The organism is Caulobacter sp. BK020, from assembly GCF_004342605.1.
Lineage (GTDB): Bacteria > Pseudomonadota > Alphaproteobacteria > Caulobacterales > Caulobacteraceae > Caulobacter.
In genome coordinates this window covers 278,016-292,463 of the sequence record NZ_SLZL01000001.1, presented here as the reverse complement: position 1 = coordinate 292,463, position 14,448 = coordinate 278,016, and the positions used below count along the sequence as shown (strand labels likewise).

Here is a 14,448-nt window from a genome sequence, read left to right as displayed (position 1 = left end):
TTTTCTTTTGCGCGCGCCCCGCATGACCTCGTCCCCCGCACAGACCCTGATCCTGGTCGGCCGCGTCGCCGGCGGCTTCGGCGTGCGCGGCGAGGTGCGGATCACGACCTATACCGAAGATCCGCTGACCCTGACCAAGTTCAAGGTGCTGACGCGCCAGGACGGCTCGCCCGCCCTGACGCTGACCACCGCCCGCGTGGCCAAGGACGGCGTCGTCGCCCGCTGCACCGGGATCGACAGCAAAGAGGCGGCTGACGCCCTGCGCGGCCTGCGCCTCTACGTGCCGCGCTCCGCCCTGCCGGAGCCCGAGGAAGACGAGTTCTACCTAGCCGACCTGATCGGCCTGACCGTGCGCCACGTGGCGACCAACGACCTGCTCGGCAGGATCAAGAGCGTCCAGAACTTCGGCGCCGACGACCTGCTGGAGATCACTCCGGCCCTGGGCGGCCAGACCTGGTATCTGCCCTTCACCCGCGCAGCCGTGCCCGAGCTGAAGATCGCCGAGGGCCTGGTCCTGGCCGATCCGCCCGCCATGGTGGGGGAGCCGGAAGGACCCGAGCCGACCGGCGACGAAGGCGACGCCGAGCGCCATTACGACTGATCGGCGCCCTCCCTTCGACAAGAGAGGAAAAGGAGTTTCGCCGCCAAGGTCGCACGCTTGATGTCGCAGGATGCGACATCTTGGAAATGCCCGCCTAGCCTACTTCCGCACCCGCATCAGGCATTCCTGGGCCACCGAGGCGACCAGCTTGCCGTCGCGGCTGAACATCTGCCCGCGCACCAGGCCGCGGCCCTGCGAGGCCGACGGGCTGTCCTGCGCGAACAGGATCCAGTCGTTGAAGTCGAATGGATGGTGGAACCACATGGCGTGGTCCAGGCTGGCGGCCTGCAGGCCGGGACTGGTCCAGATCAGCCCGTGGGGACGCAGGGCGCTTTCCATGAAGGCCATGTCCGAAGCGTAGGCCAGGGCGCACTGCTGCAAGCGGATGTCGTCGCCGATCGGCGCGCGGGCCCGCATCCACACCTGCTTGGTCGACGGCTTGGGCGTCGGCCTGGTCGGATGCTGCGGATCGACCCAGCGCAGGTCCACCGGCCGGTGATGTTCCGCCATCTTCACGAAACGGGGGTGCACCTCGTCGCCCAGCGAGCGCAGATATTCGGCGTCGGTCGGCAGGCTCTCCGGATCGGGCGCTTCGGGCATGTCGCTCTGATGCTCCAGCCCCGCTTCGGGCGTCTGGAACGAGCAAGCCAGGTTGAAGATCTGTTCGCCGTGCTGGATGGCCGCCACCCGCCGGGTGGTGAAGGTGCCGCCGTCGCGGGCCCGCTCGACCTCATAGAGCACCGGGGCGTTCACGTCGCCAGGCCGGATGAAGTAGGCGTGCAGCGAGTGGCAGATGCGGTCGGGCACCGTCTTGTAGGCCGCGGTCAGGGCCTGGGCGATGACCAGGCCGCCGAAGATGCGGGGAAAGCCGTCATTGCGGCTGACACCCCGGAACAGGTTCACCTCGATGGCTTCGAGGGTCAGGATTTCGGCGAGGTTTTCGGGCGTGCGCATGGCGGTTGGTTAGGCGCGCCGGGCGAGCGGGGCAAGACGTGACCTTGCGTCAGGGCTGCGCCTTTCCCATCGTTGCGTCATGGCCACGCCGTTTCCGCCGATCGTCCACCACCCCGCCTTCCGCGCCGAGATGCCGGCCGGGCACCGCTTTCCGATGGACAAGTTCGCGCGACTGGCCGCCGTGCTGCAGGCCGAAGGCCTGGCCGGACCGACCGGCTTCGTCCGGCCCGAGCCGATCGACCTGGACAGCCTGCTGCTGGTCCATGACGAGGCCTATGTGCGCGGAGTGATCGACCTGACCCTGCCCGCCGAGGTGGCGCGACGGGTCGGGCTGCCCAACACCGAGTCGGTGGCCCGGCGCGCCCAGGCGGCCGTGGGCGGCACCCTGGCGGCGGCGCGTCTGGCGCTGGAGCACGGGGTCGCCTGCAACACCGCCGGCGGCAGCCACCACGCCCAGGCCGACACCGGGGCGGGCTTCTGCGTGTTCAACGACGTGGCGGTGGCGGCCCGCCGGCTGCTGGCGGAAGGCAAGATCGGTCAGGTTCTGGTCGTCGACCTGGACGTCCATCAGGGCGACGGCACCGCCCGGATCTTCGACGACGATCCCAGCGTCTTCACCTTCTCGATGCACGCCGAGAAGAACTTCCCGGCCCGCAAGGCGGTCAGCGACCTGGACATCGACCTGCCGGACGGCGCGGGCGACGGGGTCTATCTACGGAAGCTGGAAGAGGTCCTCCCGGACCTGCTGGCGCGCGTGGCGCCGGACCTGGTGTTCTTCAACGCCGGGGTCGATCCGCACGCGGATGACAAGCTGGGGCGTTTGGACTTGAGCGACGAGGGGCTCGCGCGGCGCGAGGCGTTCGTCCTGGGCTCGTGTCTGGAAAGGGGGATCCCCGTGGCCGGGGTGATCGGCGGCGGATACGACGCCGACATCGATCGATTGGCGCATCGTCACGCCTTTCTCCACCGGGCGGCCCGCGAGGCGCTGGGCGCCTCCAATCCCTGAAGAAGGGGGCGCGAACCCGGTGGAGCTACGCGGCGATCACTTAGAAGCTCGTGACGAGCGAACCGGCGATCACGACGAGGGGCAGCATGGCCAGAACGATGCTGGCGAAACCCGAGAAGGCGTTGGTCGAGAAGGTCATTGTCTTGGTTCCCTGTTGGTCCGGCGCGCCGTCCGCGTCCGGTGATCAGGGATATAGGCCCGCGGGATGGTGAATACCCGTTACCTTTGCTTCATGAAGCGTTTTTAAGAAACGTTGTCTCCGGTATTCGGCATTACAGAGGTGTAATGTGGTTGATTGAAACCGTTTCTCCGGAAACTTTCACCTTTCCAACCGGCGTTCTTCGGTTAGGGTCAATCCTCCGCCGCGGTCAGCAGGAAATGACCGCGCAGGGCGGCGATCGGGGCTGCGCGCTGCTCCTGCCAGGCCTCGACATGGACATTGGCGATCCGCCGGCCGACCTTGTTGATCCTGGCGCGGGCGAAGGTGGTCAGCGGACGGCCCGAGCGCAGGTACTCGATCGAGATGTCGATGGTGCGCGGCTGGCGCTTCAGGGGCTCGGCCACCGACAGCTGGGCCAGGGCGGTCATCTCCATGAAGGCGCCCAGCACCCCGCCGTGGATGGCCGGCAGCATCGGATTGCCGATGATCCGGTCGGAGAACGGCAGGATGGCGGTCATCTCGTCGCCGGCCAGTTCGGCGCGCATGCCGATGAACCGGGCGTACGGGATCGAGCCCAGCACGGCGCTCAGGCGGCTGTCGGCGTCGCTCATGCCGCGCCCTCCGTCCTGGACCGGGGCGGCTTGAGGTTGGCGCCCGCCTTCTTGCCGGCGCTGGAATCCAGCATGAAGACGGCCTGGGCGGCGGCCACCGGGTCGTCGGGGGCGTCCTCGTAGGCCACCGCCCGCACGAAGGCCACCGAGCGCGTCAGCTTGTAGCAATGGGCGCGGGCCAGGACGTCACGCCCCGGCTGGGCCGGCCGCATGTAGTCGATCCGCAGGTCCAGGGTGGCGATAGAGGTCCATTCGGTCATCGCCGCGTGCACCGCCTGGCCGCTGGCGTGGTCGAGCAGGGTGGTGACCACCCCGCCGGCGATCACCCCGGTCTCCGGATCGCCGACGATCTCGGGCCGATAGGGCACCTTGAGGATGGCCACGGCCCCGCCGATTTCCAGGGTCTGAAACCCCAGGGCCCGGGCCTGGGGGCTGCCCTCGTTCATGGTGTTGGCGATCAGCCGATGCTGTTCGCCCGCGCTCGGATCTGTGTTCATTCAAGGCTCCTGGGATAGGTTTATAGCCGCGCGCGTTCCCATATCCAGCCGATGAAGCCTCAGGACCTGATCTGTCCGAAGCCCGACGGGCTCTATTGCCCGCCTGGAGACTTCTATATCGACCCGGTCCGCCCGGTGGACCGGGCCGTGATCACCCACGGCCACGCCGACCACGCCCGGGCCGGACATGGCGTGGTCGCCGCCACCCCGGAGACGCTGGCGATCATGGCCGAGCGCTACGGCGAGGACTTCGCTGGCCGCCGCCAGGCGGTGGCCTATGGCCAGACCTTCACCCACAACGGCGTCGAGGTCGGGCTGGTCCCGGCCGGCCACGTGCTGGGCTCGGCCCAGGCGGTCATCCGCTGGAAGGGCATGACCATCGTCGTCTCCGGCGACTACAAGCGCCGCCGCGATCCCACCTGCCCGGCCTTCGAGCCCGTGCCCTGCGACGTCTTCGTGACTGAGGCGACCTTCGGCCTGCCGGTATTCCGCCATCCCGACGACAAGGGCGAGGTGGCCGCTCTGCTGAAGTCCGTCGAGCAGTTTCCCGAGCGTTCGCACATCGTCGGGGCCTACGCCCTGGGCAAGGCCCAGCGGGTGATCCGCCTGCTGCGCGAGGCGGGATGGGACAAGACGGTCCATGTGCACGGCGCGATGGACCGTCTGAACCGGCTCTACGGCCGCCACGGCGTCGATCTCGGCCTTCTCGCGCCCGCCACCACAGGCACGAAGAAAGACTTCGAGGGCGCGATCATCGTCGCCCCGCCTTCGGCCCTGGCCGACCGCTGGTCGCGGCGGTTCCCCGATCCCGTCGACTGCTTCGCCAGCGGCTGGATGCGGGTGCGGGCCAGGGCTCGCCAGCGCGGCGTGGAGCTGCCGCTGATCATCTCCGACCATGCCGACTGGGACGAACTGACCGCCACCCTCGACGAATTGCGGCCCGGCGAGGTGTGGATCACCCACGGCCGCGAGGAGGCGCTGGAGCGCTGGTGCGAGCTGCAGGGCATACCGGCCCGGGCTTTGCGGCTGGTGGGCTATGACGAGGAGGAGGGGGAGTAGAGGCTTGGCCTCACACCACCTTGAACGTCGCCCGCGCCCGGGCCACCGGCTTGTCGTCGGCCCGCACCGTGGCCTCGGCGTAGCAGAGGCTCTTGCCCGGCTTGATGAAGTCGGTGTCGAAGGCCAGCCATTGGCCGATCTGGGCGGCGGCGATGTAGTCCAGCCCCAGGGACAGGGTGACCAGGCCCTGGCTCGGAATGTTCAGCCGGCTCAGCATCACCCCGCAGGACAGGCCCATGGCGTTGTCGGCCAGAGCGGCGATCAGGCCGCCGTGCGGGCCGCCGCGCGAATTGGTGTGCGGCTCGCGCACCTCGACGGCCAGGATCCAGCGATCCTCACGAACGTCGGCGAAGATCGGCTCCCACGGCGTGGTCAGCGGGCTCTTGCGCGGATGCGGAACGAAGGGTTCGGGCGGGATCAAGGTCGCCTCCGGTCCAGCTGGACAGGTCAATGCAAACAGATGTTCGAATTGACCGCAAGGCCGACCTTCTGACTGAAACCGTCCTCCTTCCCGTTCGACTAGAGCAAATCGCGCGATATAGGAATCGCACGATCTGCTCTAGATTTTTGTTTTCGCATCGCTTTGCGGAAAACCGGCGTCCACTTTTCCGCGCGATGCTCTAGGAGATCAGGTCCGGCCCGCTCGGTGGCTTGGAACTTTTCGCGGCGACGTCCTTCTGGCCCAGGAAGGTCCGGCGGAACCAAGCGGCGACGGCGCCGAACGCGGCGACCAGCAGCACGGCGCCCTTCTTCAGGAACACCACCAGGATCGCCAGCAGGCCCAGCTTCTTGGCGGCGGCGGCCCCGACGCCGGCGGCGATCAGTCCGGCGACGCCGTACTCGGCCATCTTGTCCTGGCCCTTGCGGAAGTCGGCGTAGGTCTGGCCCGGCACGAAGGCGGCCTGGTCGGCGATGTGACCAGCGGCGGCGCGCACCTCGGGCAGGTCGTTGATGCTGGAGATGACGTTCAGGCTCAGCACGCCTTTGCGGCCCAGCAGGCGGATGTCGTAGTTCAGGGTGTCGACCGAGGCGTTGCCGGCCTTCAGCTCGCGCGCCCAGATCACCACGTGCCGGGCGGCGTCATAGGTCGGCCGCTCGGCCCAGCCCACCAGGTGCAGGCTGGCGTAACCGGCCTTCTCGCGCTCGGCGTTGTCGTCGGGCTCGGACTTGCGCAGGTCGTCCAGCAGCTTGTCGTAGTCGGTGTCGCGCGCGTCCTTGTCGGCGACATAGCCGGAATCCTGGTAGGTGATCACCGCGCCCCAGGACGGTCCGTCCAGCGGCTTGAAACGCGCGGGAAAGATCATGCCGAGCACGCCGTCGGCGGCGTCCGGCGGATTGCCCCAGCCCTCGACCAGCACGCGCCGCGAAGCCGCGGCGTCGAGATAGTAGTAGTCGGTCCCGAGATTGAGCCGGGCCTTGGCCTGCGGCAGGTCGATGACCCCGGTGTGGTGTTCCAGCCTGTCCTGCCAGGACAGGTCCGGCGCCGAGGCCGTGACCGGCGGCGGCGTGGACGGCTGATCGGCCGCGAACGCGGGCGCGGCGATGCAGAGAACCGTGGCCGCGACGGCGGCTTCGAACTGACGCAAGACGTGTTTCCCCCAGACAACTCAGCCAAGGCTAGCGCGGCGCCGGGAGCTTGACCATAAGGGAAAAGCTTGGCCCCCACGCGATCTCGCGCGTTGAATGGCCACCATGCGCGCCTTCGCCCATCTTCTCGACCGGCTGTCCCTGACCAGCTCGCGCAACGCCAAGCTGACCCTGATCAAGGATTTCCTGGGCGAGACTCCCGATCCCGAGCGCGGCTGGGTGCTGGCGGCCTTGACCGGAGCGCTGTCGTTCAACGCCGCCAAGCCGGCCTTCATCCGCAAGGCGGTGGAGAGCCGGATGGACCCCCAGCTGTTCGCCTGGTCCTACGACTATGTCGGCGACCTGGCCGAGACCGTCGCCCTGGTCTGGCCGGAAAAGCCCGGCGCCAACCGCGAGCCGGACCTGTCGGAGGTGGTCGAGAGCCTGCGCACGGCGTCACGGTCGGAGGTGCAGCGGCTGATCGAGGGCTGGCTGGACGCCCTGGACGCCGACGGTCGTTGGGCGCTGCTGAAGCTGATGACGGGCGGCCTGCGGGTGGGCGTCTCGGCGCGGCTGGCCAAGCAGGCCTGCGCCGATTTCGGCCAGGTGGAGATCGGCCAGGTCGAGGAGGTCTGGCACGCCATGACCCCGCCCTATGGCGACCTGTTCGCCTGGCTGGAGGGCCGCTCGGAGCAGCCCTCGCCCGACGCGCCTGGACGGTTCCGACCGGTCATGCTGGCTCAGGCGATCGACGAGGCGGCCGACTTCGCCAAGCTGGACCCCGCCGACTACGCCGCCGAGTGGAAGTGGGACGGCATCCGCGTCCAGGCGGTCAGCGAGCGCGGCCAGAAGCGGCTCTACACCCGCACCGGCGACGACATCTCGGCGACCTTCCCCGACGTGGTCGAGGCCCTGACCTTCGAGGGGGCGATCGACGGCGAGCTCTTGGTGATGCGCGACGGGGCCGTGGCCAGCTTCGGCGACCTGCAGCAGCGGCTGAACCGCAAGACGGTCGATGGCAAGCAGCTACAGGCTTTCCCGGCCGGGATCCGGGCCTACGACCTGCTGCTGGACGGCGAGACCGACCTGCGCGGCCTGCCGTTCGGCGAGCGACGCAAACGGCTGGAAGCGTTCGTGGCGCAAATTCCCAAGGCGGGGGCGGCGGGTCCGCGCATCGACCTGTCGCCGATCCAACCGTTCCAAACCTGGGAGGAACTGGCCGCCCTGCGCGCCCAGCCGCCGGAGGGCGACCCGGCCATCGCCGAGGGGCTGATGCTCAAGCGCTGGGACAGCGTCTACGAGCCGGGCCGTCCCAAGGGCCCGTGGTTCAAGTGGAAGCGCGACCCTCGCCTGATCGACGCGGTGCTGATGTACGCCCAGCGCGGCCACGGCAAGCGGTCCAGCTTCTATTCGGACTATACCTTCGGCGTCTGGCGCGAGGACGATCTTGGCCAGCGTATGCTGACCCCGGTGGGCAAGGCCTATTTCGGCTTCACCGACGAGGAGCTCAAGCAGATCGACAAGTTCGTGCGCGACCATACGATCGAGCGGTTCGGGCCGGTGCGTTCGGTGCGGGCCGACCTGGAGTTCGGCCTGGTGTTCGAGGTGGCGTTCGAGGGCCTGCAACGCTCGACGCGCCACAAGTCCGGCGTGGCCATGCGGTTCCCGCGCATCAACCGCATTCGCTGGGACAAGCCCTCCCGCGAGGCCGACGCGCTTTCGACGCTGGAGCGGATGCTGGATTGAGACCCGTTCGGACGCCGCCCAGCCGACCTACGCGGCCGAGCACCCCGTCGGCGCTCCGTTGGCCCGGGACGCGGCCACCTCCGCCCTGGCCTTGGCCAGGTCGGCCATGAACGCCGGATCCTGGTGCAGGCGCGAGACCAGAGCCGAACCCAGATAGCGGCCCGCCTCGATGTCACTGGGATAATGCACGCCGCAGACGACGCGGCTGTCGCCGAAGTCGCGGCCGCGGGCCAGGACGGCGCTGGCGTGCTCGGGGGCGACCTCGGAGATCACCAGGGCCCAGGACCAGCCGATCAGGCCGTGACCGGATGGGTAGGAGCCGTCGGTCTCGATCCATTTTTCGCGCGGCACGCAGATCGGCCTGGTGTTGCCGACCGGCGGGCGCGGGCGCTGGAAGGCGGCCTTGGCGGGTTGGTAGAGGGTGGCGGCGTCGTCGGTCATCCGCAACAGCAGCCTGGCCAGGGTCGGGGTGGCGTCCGGCCCGATCGTCACCCCGGCCGCGCAGGAGAAGCTCCTGAAGCCATGGACGCCGGACAGGTCGGCGTCGGCGATGGCCGTGTTCCAGGCCGGCGTGCCCGCCAGCTTGCGCGTCGTCTCGAAGGTCGCCCGGTCGGCCTTGCCGCGCGGCGAGTCCGGCGTCGGCGGCGGGCCGACGATCAAGGCTCCGTCGAGGTTTATGCCGGTCGTCAGATAGCCGGGCGGCGGCTTGGCCCAGCTGGCGGTGCTGGGACTGACGGCGTACGGCGCGGCCTTGGGCGGCGAGAGCAGGCCCTGGGCTGGCGAGCAACCGCTCAGCAGGACGCCCGCGACGACGGCGGGCAACAGCGCGGTGCGGGTCATGGACGGCCTCCGATCGGTCAGCCCCCCACAGAGCGGCGGCGAGCGGCGGCGTCAAGCTTGCGGGGCGGAAGCGGGGCTGGACCGCGCGGCGGAGGGGTCGATTGCGAGGCCCCTCGGGATCGGCTAGAAGCGCCAGACCTTTAAAGGCCGCCTGAGCGCAATAGGCGTCCGTTCACTAGCCTTTTGTCGAGCTGTTCATGGAAACGACCCAACCCGCCGGCGGCATCTCCGGCAACGTCCTGTTTTATTCCTCGCCGGAGCCGCTGAACCGCGAGCAGCATGCCAAGCTGGCCCTGGTCCACAAGGACAAGCCCTACAGCTTCGCCCTGAACGGCACCGCCGTGCCGCTGGCCGTCACCGAATTCGCCCCCGCCGCCCTCAGCTATCCGGTGATCTTCGCCGGCGAGGATCGCGTGCCGCTGGCCGTGATGGGCCTGAACACCGGCGAGAACCTGTTCATCCAGGCCGACGGCGGCTTCGAGCCGGGCGCCTACATCCCGGCCTATATCCGCCGCTATCCGTTCGTCCTGGCCAATGACGAGAGCCAGGACCGCCTGATCGTCTGCATCGACCGCGGCTCGGACCTGCTGGCCGAAGGCGGCCAGACCCCGCTGTTCGACGCCAAGGGCGAGCCGACCGAATACACCCAGAACTGCATCAAGTTCTGCGACGACTTCGAAGTCGAGCGCCGCCGCACCGACTCGTTCGTGCAGCTGCTGAAGGACAACGACCTGTTCGAGCTGAAGAAGGCCGTCTTCACTCCGGTCAATCCCGACGGCTCGGCCGGCGAGCCCCAGACCGTGGCCGAGTATTTCGGCGTCTCGGAAGAGAAGCTGAACGCCCTGCCGGCCGACAAGATCAAGGAACTGCAGGCCAGCGGCGCCCTGGCCCAGATCTATGCGCACCTGGTGTCGCTGATCGGCTGGGACCGCCTGATCGCCCTGGCCACCCTGCGCCAGCAGCAATCGGTCGCCAACGGCGCCCTGAACTAGGCTGGATGCTTCACGGCGTCGAAGAGGCGGCGGGTTCGAGAGAGCCCGCCGCCTTTTTCATTGCGCGGTCGGGGACAGGCACATGTGCCTGTCCCCAGCTTCAGCCGGGGTCCTACCGCGCGAAGATGCTCCGCGTCAGGCACGAAAAGACCAGCCGGCCCGCCTCGTCCAGCAGGTCGTGCTGGGCGATGACGATGCCCTTGCCGTCGCCGACCGGGTCCTTGCCCATCACCGTCATGCGGCCGCGCAGCAGTTCGCCGGCCGGCGGGTTGCGCAGCCAGCGCAGGGCGTCGACCCCGACCCGCTTGGTCTGGGGCCAGGCGGCGCTGGCCTCGGCGTCCAGCTTGGACCAGATGGCGAAGACCATGGTGTCGGGCGCGCCGCTGGCCGCCGGCCAGCCGGGCTGGAAGGCCGCGCAGAAGGCCTCCAGCGCCTTGCCGTCGACGACCGTGGTTCCCAGCGTGACCACCTGGCCGATCTCGATGTCGTCGAAGGAAGCGGGCATGGACGGGCGACTCTGTTGCGAACGCGGGTCCTGGACCTGATCACGACGGCTTGGCCATTGTCGAGAGCGCTTGGACAAGCCATGTGTCTTGGCGTTCTTCCTGGCCGCGTTCGGAACCTGTTCATGCCGCTCCGCAGATTGTTCGCCGTCCTGCCGGCCCTGGTGATCCTGCTGTGCGCCGGTGTGCCGGGCCTGGGCGGCGCGGCCAAGGCCGATCCGGTCCAGACCGGCCACATCGAGGTCGAGCTGGTCTCGCAGGAAGCCGGCGCCGCGCCGGGCTCGACGGTCTATGTCGCCCTGCGCCAGAAGATCCAGCCCGGCTGGCACACCTATTGGCGCAATCCGGGCGACGCCGGCGACGCCACCCGCATCGTCTGGACCCTGCCGGCCGGCTGGACCGCCGGCGACATCGTCTGGCCGACGCCGGAGAAGAGCCGCGTCGGGCCGCTGCTGGACTTCGCCTATACCGGCGAGGTGCTGCTGCCCGTGCCGATCAGCGTGCCGGCCAGCGCCCAGGTCGGGTCGGTCGTCACCCTGAAGGCCGCCGCCGCCTTCCTGGTCTGCGAGCAGGTCTGCGTGCCCGAGGACGCGGTCGTCACCTTGACCTTGCCGGTCGTGGCGGGCGCGCCCCAGGCCGACCCGAAGTGGGGCGCCAAGGTCGCGCAGACCCTGGCCAAGGCCCCCAAGCCGGCCGGGCTGAAGGCGGTGTTCCAGCTGGAGGGTTCGGTGCTGAAGCTGGCCGTGACCGGCGCGCCGCTGAAGGGCGCCGACGTGTCGGGCGCGTTCTTCTATCCCTATTCCGGCAAGGTCATCGAGCACCCGCCCGAGCAGGCGATCGAGCGCGGCCCCGAAGGCCTGACCCTGTCGCTGACCCCCGGCTACGATTTCACTCAGGCCGAGACCAAGCCGACCGAGCTGGCCGGGGTGCTGGCCCTGAACGGCGCGGCCTACGAGATTACCGCCACGCCGGGGGCGCTTCCCCCCGAGGCCGGCGGCTTGGGCGCGCCGCCGGCCGCGCCGGCCAAGGCGCATGGCGCCGCCGAGGGCGCGGGCCTGGGCCTGCCTCTGGCCTTGGCCTTCGCCTTCCTCGGCGGGCTGATCCTCAACCTGATGCCCTGCGTCTTCCCGATTCTGTCGATGAAGGCCGCCAGCCTGACCGCCCACGCCCACGACGCCGGCCGGACCCGCGTCCAGGGCCTGGCCTTCCTGGCCGGGGTGGTGGCGACCTTCCTGGTCCTGGCCGGCCTGCTGATCGCCGTGCGAGCCGGCGGAGCGGCGGTCGGCTGGGGCTTCCAGCTGCAGTCGCCGGCGGTGGTCGCGGGGCTGGCCTTGCTGATGCTGCTGGTGGCCCTGAACATGTCCGGCGTGTTCGAGGTCGGGGCCTCCGTGCAGGGCGTGGCGGCCGGCGCGGGCGGCTCGGGCCTGGGCGGCTCGTTCCTGACCGGCGCCCTGGCGGTGGTCGTGGCCGCCCCCTGCACCGCGCCGTTCATGGCCGGGGCCCTGGGCTTCGCCCTGACCCAGCCGCCGCTGGCCGCCCTGCTGGTGTTCCTGGGCCTGGCGATTGGCTTCGCCGCGCCGTTCGTGCTGCTGGCCTTCATCCCCGGCCTGCTGGCCCGCCTGCCGCGTCCCGGCCCGTGGATGGACGTGCTGAAGAAGGGCCTGGCCTTCCCGATGTACGCCACGGCCGCCTGGCTGGCCTGGGTCTACAGCCAGCAGACGGGATCGATCCCGCTGGCCGCCCTGCTGGCCGCCAGCGTGCTGGTCGCCTTCGCCGCCTGGCTCTACGGCCTGGGGCAGGGCCGCCGCATCGAGGGCAAGGGCGCGGTCGTTCCCTTCGTCCTGGCGGCCCTGTTTCTGGTGGCCGCCCTGGCCCTGGTGGCGGCCGGCGTCCGGGCCGCGCCCGCCGCCTCGGCTCCCGCCGCCGCTTCGACCGAGATCTCCGCTGGTCCCGGTCTGAGCGCCGAGCCGTGGAGCCCGGAGACGGTCAAAGAGCTGCAAGGGCAGGGCAAGGTGGTGATGGTCGACTTCACCGCCGACTGGTGCGTCACCTGCAAGGTCAATGAAGGAACCGCCCTGAAGGGCCAGCGCCTGGTCGACGCGTTCAGGGCCAATGACGCCGTGCTGCTGCGCGCCGACTGGACCAAGCGCGACGCCACGATCGCCGCTGCCCTGGCCGAGCACGGCCGCGCCGGCGTGCCGCTGTACCTGGTCTATCCCAAGGGCGGCGGCGACCCGGTGATCCTGCCGCAGCTGCTGACCGAGGGGCTGGTGATCGAGGCGGTGGAGAAGGCGGCGAAGGGATAGCGGCGATCCGTCGCTTGCTCCCTACGGATCGCTTCGCGATCGTCTTCCCCCAGAGGGGGAAGAGCCTCAAGGTTCTACGCCCTGCGGCTCCGCCCCCCATGGGAGCGGACAGACCGCGAAGCGGTCAGGTGGGGGCAAGCGCGCCGCCTCTCTACTTCCTTTTCTCGCTCTTGCCCCCGAAAGGCAGCCGCTCGCGCACCTGGTCCAGCGGCGTCCGCGTCACCACCACCGGCGGCGGCGTGACCACGGTCGGGGCCTTGAGCGGATAGGCTCGCCAGCCGGACTGGATCAGCGCCCCGAAGCCCTGGCAGCGCGGCAGGATCCGCACCGCCCCGGTCCTGGGCTTGGGGAACGGCGGCGGCTGGAAAAGGTCCTGGCGCTTGGGATCGGTGAACCGCCAGTCGGTCGGCAGGCCGTAGCCCTTCTCGCCGCCGATCCGCACGGCCTTGTAGGCGATGTTGGCCTGGAACGGCGGCACGCCGTATTTCAGCATGGCCCGCAGGAAGATGGCGTCGGCCTCCTCGCGCTTGCCCGGCTCGCCGATCGTGTAGAGCCAGTCGTGGACGATGGCGGCTCGCGCCGTCGGCCCCTGGGGGTCGATGAACCCCTGGCCGTACCAGGGCACGCTGGCGAAGTCGGTGACGTACCAGCGGGGAACAACGATGAGCTTGCCGGTCTCGACGTCGCAATAGGGAAACTCGGCGTCCAGGGTGAACAGCTTGCGGCCGTCCTTGGTCTGGTTGAACAGCATCACCGGCTGCGGGGTCAGCGAACTGGGCGGGGTCGGGGCGACCACCGGCACGAAGACCGTGGTCTTGGTCTCGGTCGCGCAGCCGGCCAGGACCAGGCTGGCGGCGAGGGCGGCGGCGGATTTGAACTTTGGCGACATGATCGGCGGGCGGGCTCGGGAGGAGGCGACCTTCTGGATGGCAAGCTGCGCCTTAACAAGCGCCGGTGGCGAAGTCGTGGCCGCCGATCCTTACCGCGTGGATCTCCCCTTCGGGGAGCTGTCGCGACGCGACCGAGGGGGCTTGCGGCCTCAGGCCGCCGGCTGCGGGGGCGCGGTGATCACCTCGACATTGTCGTTCAGCAGATAGACCATGTCCCGCAGGGCCAGGTCCTGGTCCTTGACGGTTTTTGCCTCCGAGACGGCCTTCAGCTTTTCGGGCAGGTCCTGGCTGATGCCGCGCAGGATGCACTTGAGGTCGTCGACCGCCCCGCGCGCCTTCAGGGTGACGTGGCCCTTCATGTCCAGGTCCGACAGCTCGCCGATCTTGAGGCCGAAGGCGTCCCAGCCCTTCAAGGCCTGGGCGACGCCGGCGGGGTCCTTGGGCAGGGCGGCGCGGTAGGCCTCGGTCTGGGCCTTCAGCTTTTTGGCCCGGCCAACGATGTCGATGAACAGCGGCTCGCCCGCCACCGAAGGCGGGGCTTGGCCCGGCTGGACCACGGCCGGAGCAGGGCCGGCCTGGGCTGCGTCAGGACTGAACGAAGCCAGCCAGAGCATGGCGGAAAAGGCGACGGCGTCACAGGACATGGAGCTCTCCCCGCGAAAAACGTCATTGGTCTTCATGACGCGGCGGCAGGGGTTTGGTAAGCCCGCCCGGGTA

At 69.5% G+C, this 14,448-nt stretch carries 16 protein-coding genes; 6 read left to right on the top strand and 10 right to left on the bottom strand.

Features of this window, described 5'->3' with window-relative positions; genetic code table 11:
- Nucleotides 1-22: 22 nt before the first annotated feature.
- Nucleotides 23-601: a ribosome maturation factor RimM gene (gene rimM, locus EV278_RS01455; RefSeq protein WP_132085946.1), complete on the top strand. Its 579-nt coding sequence runs from the start codon at nucleotides 23-25 to the stop codon at nucleotides 599-601.
- Nucleotides 602-700: 99 nt separating this feature from the next.
- Here the strand turns inward: rimM and tesB are convergent, their stop codons facing one another.
- A complete protein-coding gene (gene tesB / locus EV278_RS01450; protein WP_132085944.1) occupies nucleotides 701-1,555 on the bottom strand; it encodes an acyl-CoA thioesterase II in 855 nt (284 codons plus the stop codon).
- A gap of 79 nt (nucleotides 1,556-1,634) precedes the next feature.
- Between tesB and EV278_RS01445 the strand changes: the two genes are divergently transcribed.
- A complete protein-coding gene (locus tag EV278_RS01445; RefSeq protein ID WP_132085942.1) occupies nucleotides 1,635-2,561 on the top strand; it encodes a histone deacetylase in 927 nt (308 codons plus the stop codon).
- Nucleotides 2,562-2,601: 40 nt separating this feature from the next.
- On the opposite strand, the gene EV278_RS24205 is transcribed toward EV278_RS01445, so the two are convergent.
- The 3 genes from EV278_RS24205 to EV278_RS01435 form a co-directional block, all read right to left on the bottom strand.
- Complete coding sequence (locus EV278_RS24205; RefSeq protein ID WP_243692036.1) at nucleotides 2,602-2,700, bottom strand: hypothetical protein; 99 nt, start codon at nucleotides 2,698-2,700, stop codon at nucleotides 2,602-2,604.
- Nucleotides 2,701-2,912: 212 nt separating this feature from the next.
- Nucleotides 2,913-3,332, bottom strand: a complete 420-nt coding sequence (locus tag EV278_RS01440) for a PaaI family thioesterase (protein WP_057185443.1) — start codon at nucleotides 3,330-3,332, stop codon at nucleotides 2,913-2,915.
- Complete coding sequence (locus tag EV278_RS01435) at nucleotides 3,329-3,829, bottom strand: PaaI family thioesterase (protein WP_132085940.1); 501 nt, start codon at nucleotides 3,827-3,829, stop codon at nucleotides 3,329-3,331. The genes EV278_RS01440 and EV278_RS01435 overlap by 4 nt, the downstream gene beginning before the upstream one ends.
- A gap of 51 nt (nucleotides 3,830-3,880) precedes the next feature.
- On the opposite strand from EV278_RS01435, the gene EV278_RS01430 reads away from it, so the two are divergent.
- Nucleotides 3,881-4,888: a ligase-associated DNA damage response exonuclease gene (locus EV278_RS01430; protein WP_132085938.1), complete on the top strand. Its 1,008-nt coding sequence runs from the start codon at nucleotides 3,881-3,883 to the stop codon at nucleotides 4,886-4,888.
- 10 nt (nucleotides 4,889-4,898) lie between these two features.
- On the opposite strand, the gene EV278_RS01425 is transcribed toward EV278_RS01430, so the two are convergent.
- Both EV278_RS01425 and EV278_RS01420 read right to left on the bottom strand, forming a co-directional pair.
- Nucleotides 4,899-5,309 carry a PaaI family thioesterase gene (locus tag EV278_RS01425; protein WP_132085936.1) on the bottom strand — a complete coding sequence of 137 codons (411 nt, stop codon included), beginning with the start codon at nucleotides 5,307-5,309 and terminating at the stop codon, nucleotides 4,899-4,901.
- Between the two features lie 199 nt (nucleotides 5,310-5,508).
- Complete coding sequence (locus EV278_RS01420) at nucleotides 5,509-6,474, bottom strand: DUF2167 domain-containing protein (protein ID WP_132085934.1); 966 nt, start codon at nucleotides 6,472-6,474, stop codon at nucleotides 5,509-5,511.
- A gap of 97 nt (nucleotides 6,475-6,571) precedes the next feature.
- On the opposite strand from EV278_RS01420, the gene EV278_RS01415 reads away from it, so the two are divergent.
- The gene (locus tag EV278_RS01415; protein WP_132085932.1) at nucleotides 6,572-8,200 is read left to right on the top strand and encodes a cisplatin damage response ATP-dependent DNA ligase; all 1,629 of its coding nucleotides are present in this window, start codon (nucleotides 6,572-6,574) and stop codon (nucleotides 8,198-8,200) included.
- 27 nt (nucleotides 8,201-8,227) lie between these two features.
- Here the strand turns inward: EV278_RS01415 and EV278_RS01410 are convergent, their stop codons facing one another.
- Nucleotides 8,228-9,040 (bottom strand): phosphatase PAP2 family protein, encoded by an 813-nt coding sequence (locus EV278_RS01410; RefSeq protein WP_132085930.1) that lies wholly within the window; start codon nucleotides 9,038-9,040, stop codon nucleotides 8,228-8,230.
- Between the two features lie 197 nt (nucleotides 9,041-9,237).
- Between EV278_RS01410 and EV278_RS01405 the strand changes: the two genes are divergently transcribed.
- Complete coding sequence (locus tag EV278_RS01405; protein ID WP_132085928.1) at nucleotides 9,238-10,032, top strand: SapC family protein; 795 nt, start codon at nucleotides 9,238-9,240, stop codon at nucleotides 10,030-10,032.
- A gap of 112 nt (nucleotides 10,033-10,144) precedes the next feature.
- Here the strand turns inward: EV278_RS01405 and EV278_RS01400 are convergent, their stop codons facing one another.
- Nucleotides 10,145-10,537 carry an acyl dehydratase gene (locus EV278_RS01400; protein ID WP_132085926.1) on the bottom strand — a complete coding sequence of 131 codons (393 nt, stop codon included), beginning with the start codon at nucleotides 10,535-10,537 and terminating at the stop codon, nucleotides 10,145-10,147.
- Nucleotides 10,538-10,660: 123 nt separating this feature from the next.
- Here EV278_RS01400 and EV278_RS01395 point away from each other — a divergent pair, with 123 nt between their 5' ends.
- Nucleotides 10,661-12,841: a thioredoxin family protein gene (locus EV278_RS01395; RefSeq protein WP_132085924.1), complete on the top strand. Its 2,181-nt coding sequence runs from the start codon at nucleotides 10,661-10,663 to the stop codon at nucleotides 12,839-12,841.
- A 151-nt stretch (nucleotides 12,842-12,992) separates the two neighbouring features.
- Here the strand turns inward: EV278_RS01395 and EV278_RS01390 are convergent, their stop codons facing one another.
- Together EV278_RS01390 and EV278_RS01385 are read right to left on the bottom strand one after the other, a co-directional pair.
- A complete protein-coding gene (locus EV278_RS01390) occupies nucleotides 12,993-13,730 on the bottom strand; it encodes a DUF1353 domain-containing protein (protein ID WP_165916488.1) in 738 nt (245 codons plus the stop codon).
- A 150-nt stretch (nucleotides 13,731-13,880) separates the two neighbouring features.
- On the bottom strand, nucleotides 13,881-14,375 hold the full coding sequence (locus EV278_RS01385; RefSeq protein WP_132085922.1) for a hypothetical protein: 495 nt from the start codon (nucleotides 14,373-14,375) through the stop codon (nucleotides 13,881-13,883).
- Nucleotides 14,376-14,448: the final 73 nt, after the last annotated feature.

What these genes read in the sequence shown, in the direction of transcription:
- rimM (WP_132085946.1), top strand. Translation starts at nt 23, where the DNA reads ATGACCTCGTCCCCCGCACAGACCCTGATCCTGGTCGGCCGCGTCGCC.
- tesB (WP_132085944.1), bottom strand. Translation starts at nt 1,555, where the DNA reads ATGCGCACGCCCGAAAACCTCGCCGAAATCCTGACCCTCGAAGCCATC.
- EV278_RS01445 (WP_132085942.1), top strand. Translation starts at nt 1,635, where the DNA reads ATGGCCACGCCGTTTCCGCCGATCGTCCACCACCCCGCCTTCCGCGCC.
- EV278_RS24205 (WP_243692036.1), bottom strand. Translation starts at nt 2,700, where the DNA reads ATGACCTTCTCGACCAACGCCTTCTCGGGTTTCGCCAGCATCGTTCTG.
- EV278_RS01440 (WP_057185443.1), bottom strand. Translation starts at nt 3,332, where the DNA reads ATGAGCGACGCCGACAGCCGCCTGAGCGCCGTGCTGGGCTCGATCCCG.
- EV278_RS01435 (WP_132085940.1), bottom strand. Translation starts at nt 3,829, where the DNA reads ATGAACACAGATCCGAGCGCGGGCGAACAGCATCGGCTGATCGCCAAC.
- EV278_RS01430 (WP_132085938.1), top strand. Translation starts at nt 3,881, where the DNA reads ATGAAGCCTCAGGACCTGATCTGTCCGAAGCCCGACGGGCTCTATTGC.
- EV278_RS01415 (WP_132085932.1), top strand. Translation starts at nt 6,572, where the DNA reads ATGGCCACCATGCGCGCCTTCGCCCATCTTCTCGACCGGCTGTCCCTG.
- EV278_RS01410 (WP_132085930.1), bottom strand. Translation starts at nt 9,040, where the DNA reads ATGACCCGCACCGCGCTGTTGCCCGCCGTCGTCGCGGGCGTCCTGCTG.
- EV278_RS01405 (WP_132085928.1), top strand. Translation starts at nt 9,238, where the DNA reads ATGGAAACGACCCAACCCGCCGGCGGCATCTCCGGCAACGTCCTGTTT.
- EV278_RS01400 (WP_132085926.1), bottom strand. Translation starts at nt 10,537, where the DNA reads ATGCCCGCTTCCTTCGACGACATCGAGATCGGCCAGGTGGTCACGCTG.
- EV278_RS01395 (WP_132085924.1), top strand. Translation starts at nt 10,661, where the DNA reads ATGCCGCTCCGCAGATTGTTCGCCGTCCTGCCGGCCCTGGTGATCCTG.
- EV278_RS01390 (WP_165916488.1), bottom strand. Translation starts at nt 13,730, where the DNA reads ATGTCGCCAAAGTTCAAATCCGCCGCCGCCCTCGCCGCCAGCCTGGTC.
- EV278_RS01385 (WP_132085922.1), bottom strand. Translation starts at nt 14,375, where the DNA reads ATGTCCTGTGACGCCGTCGCCTTTTCCGCCATGCTCTGGCTGGCTTCG.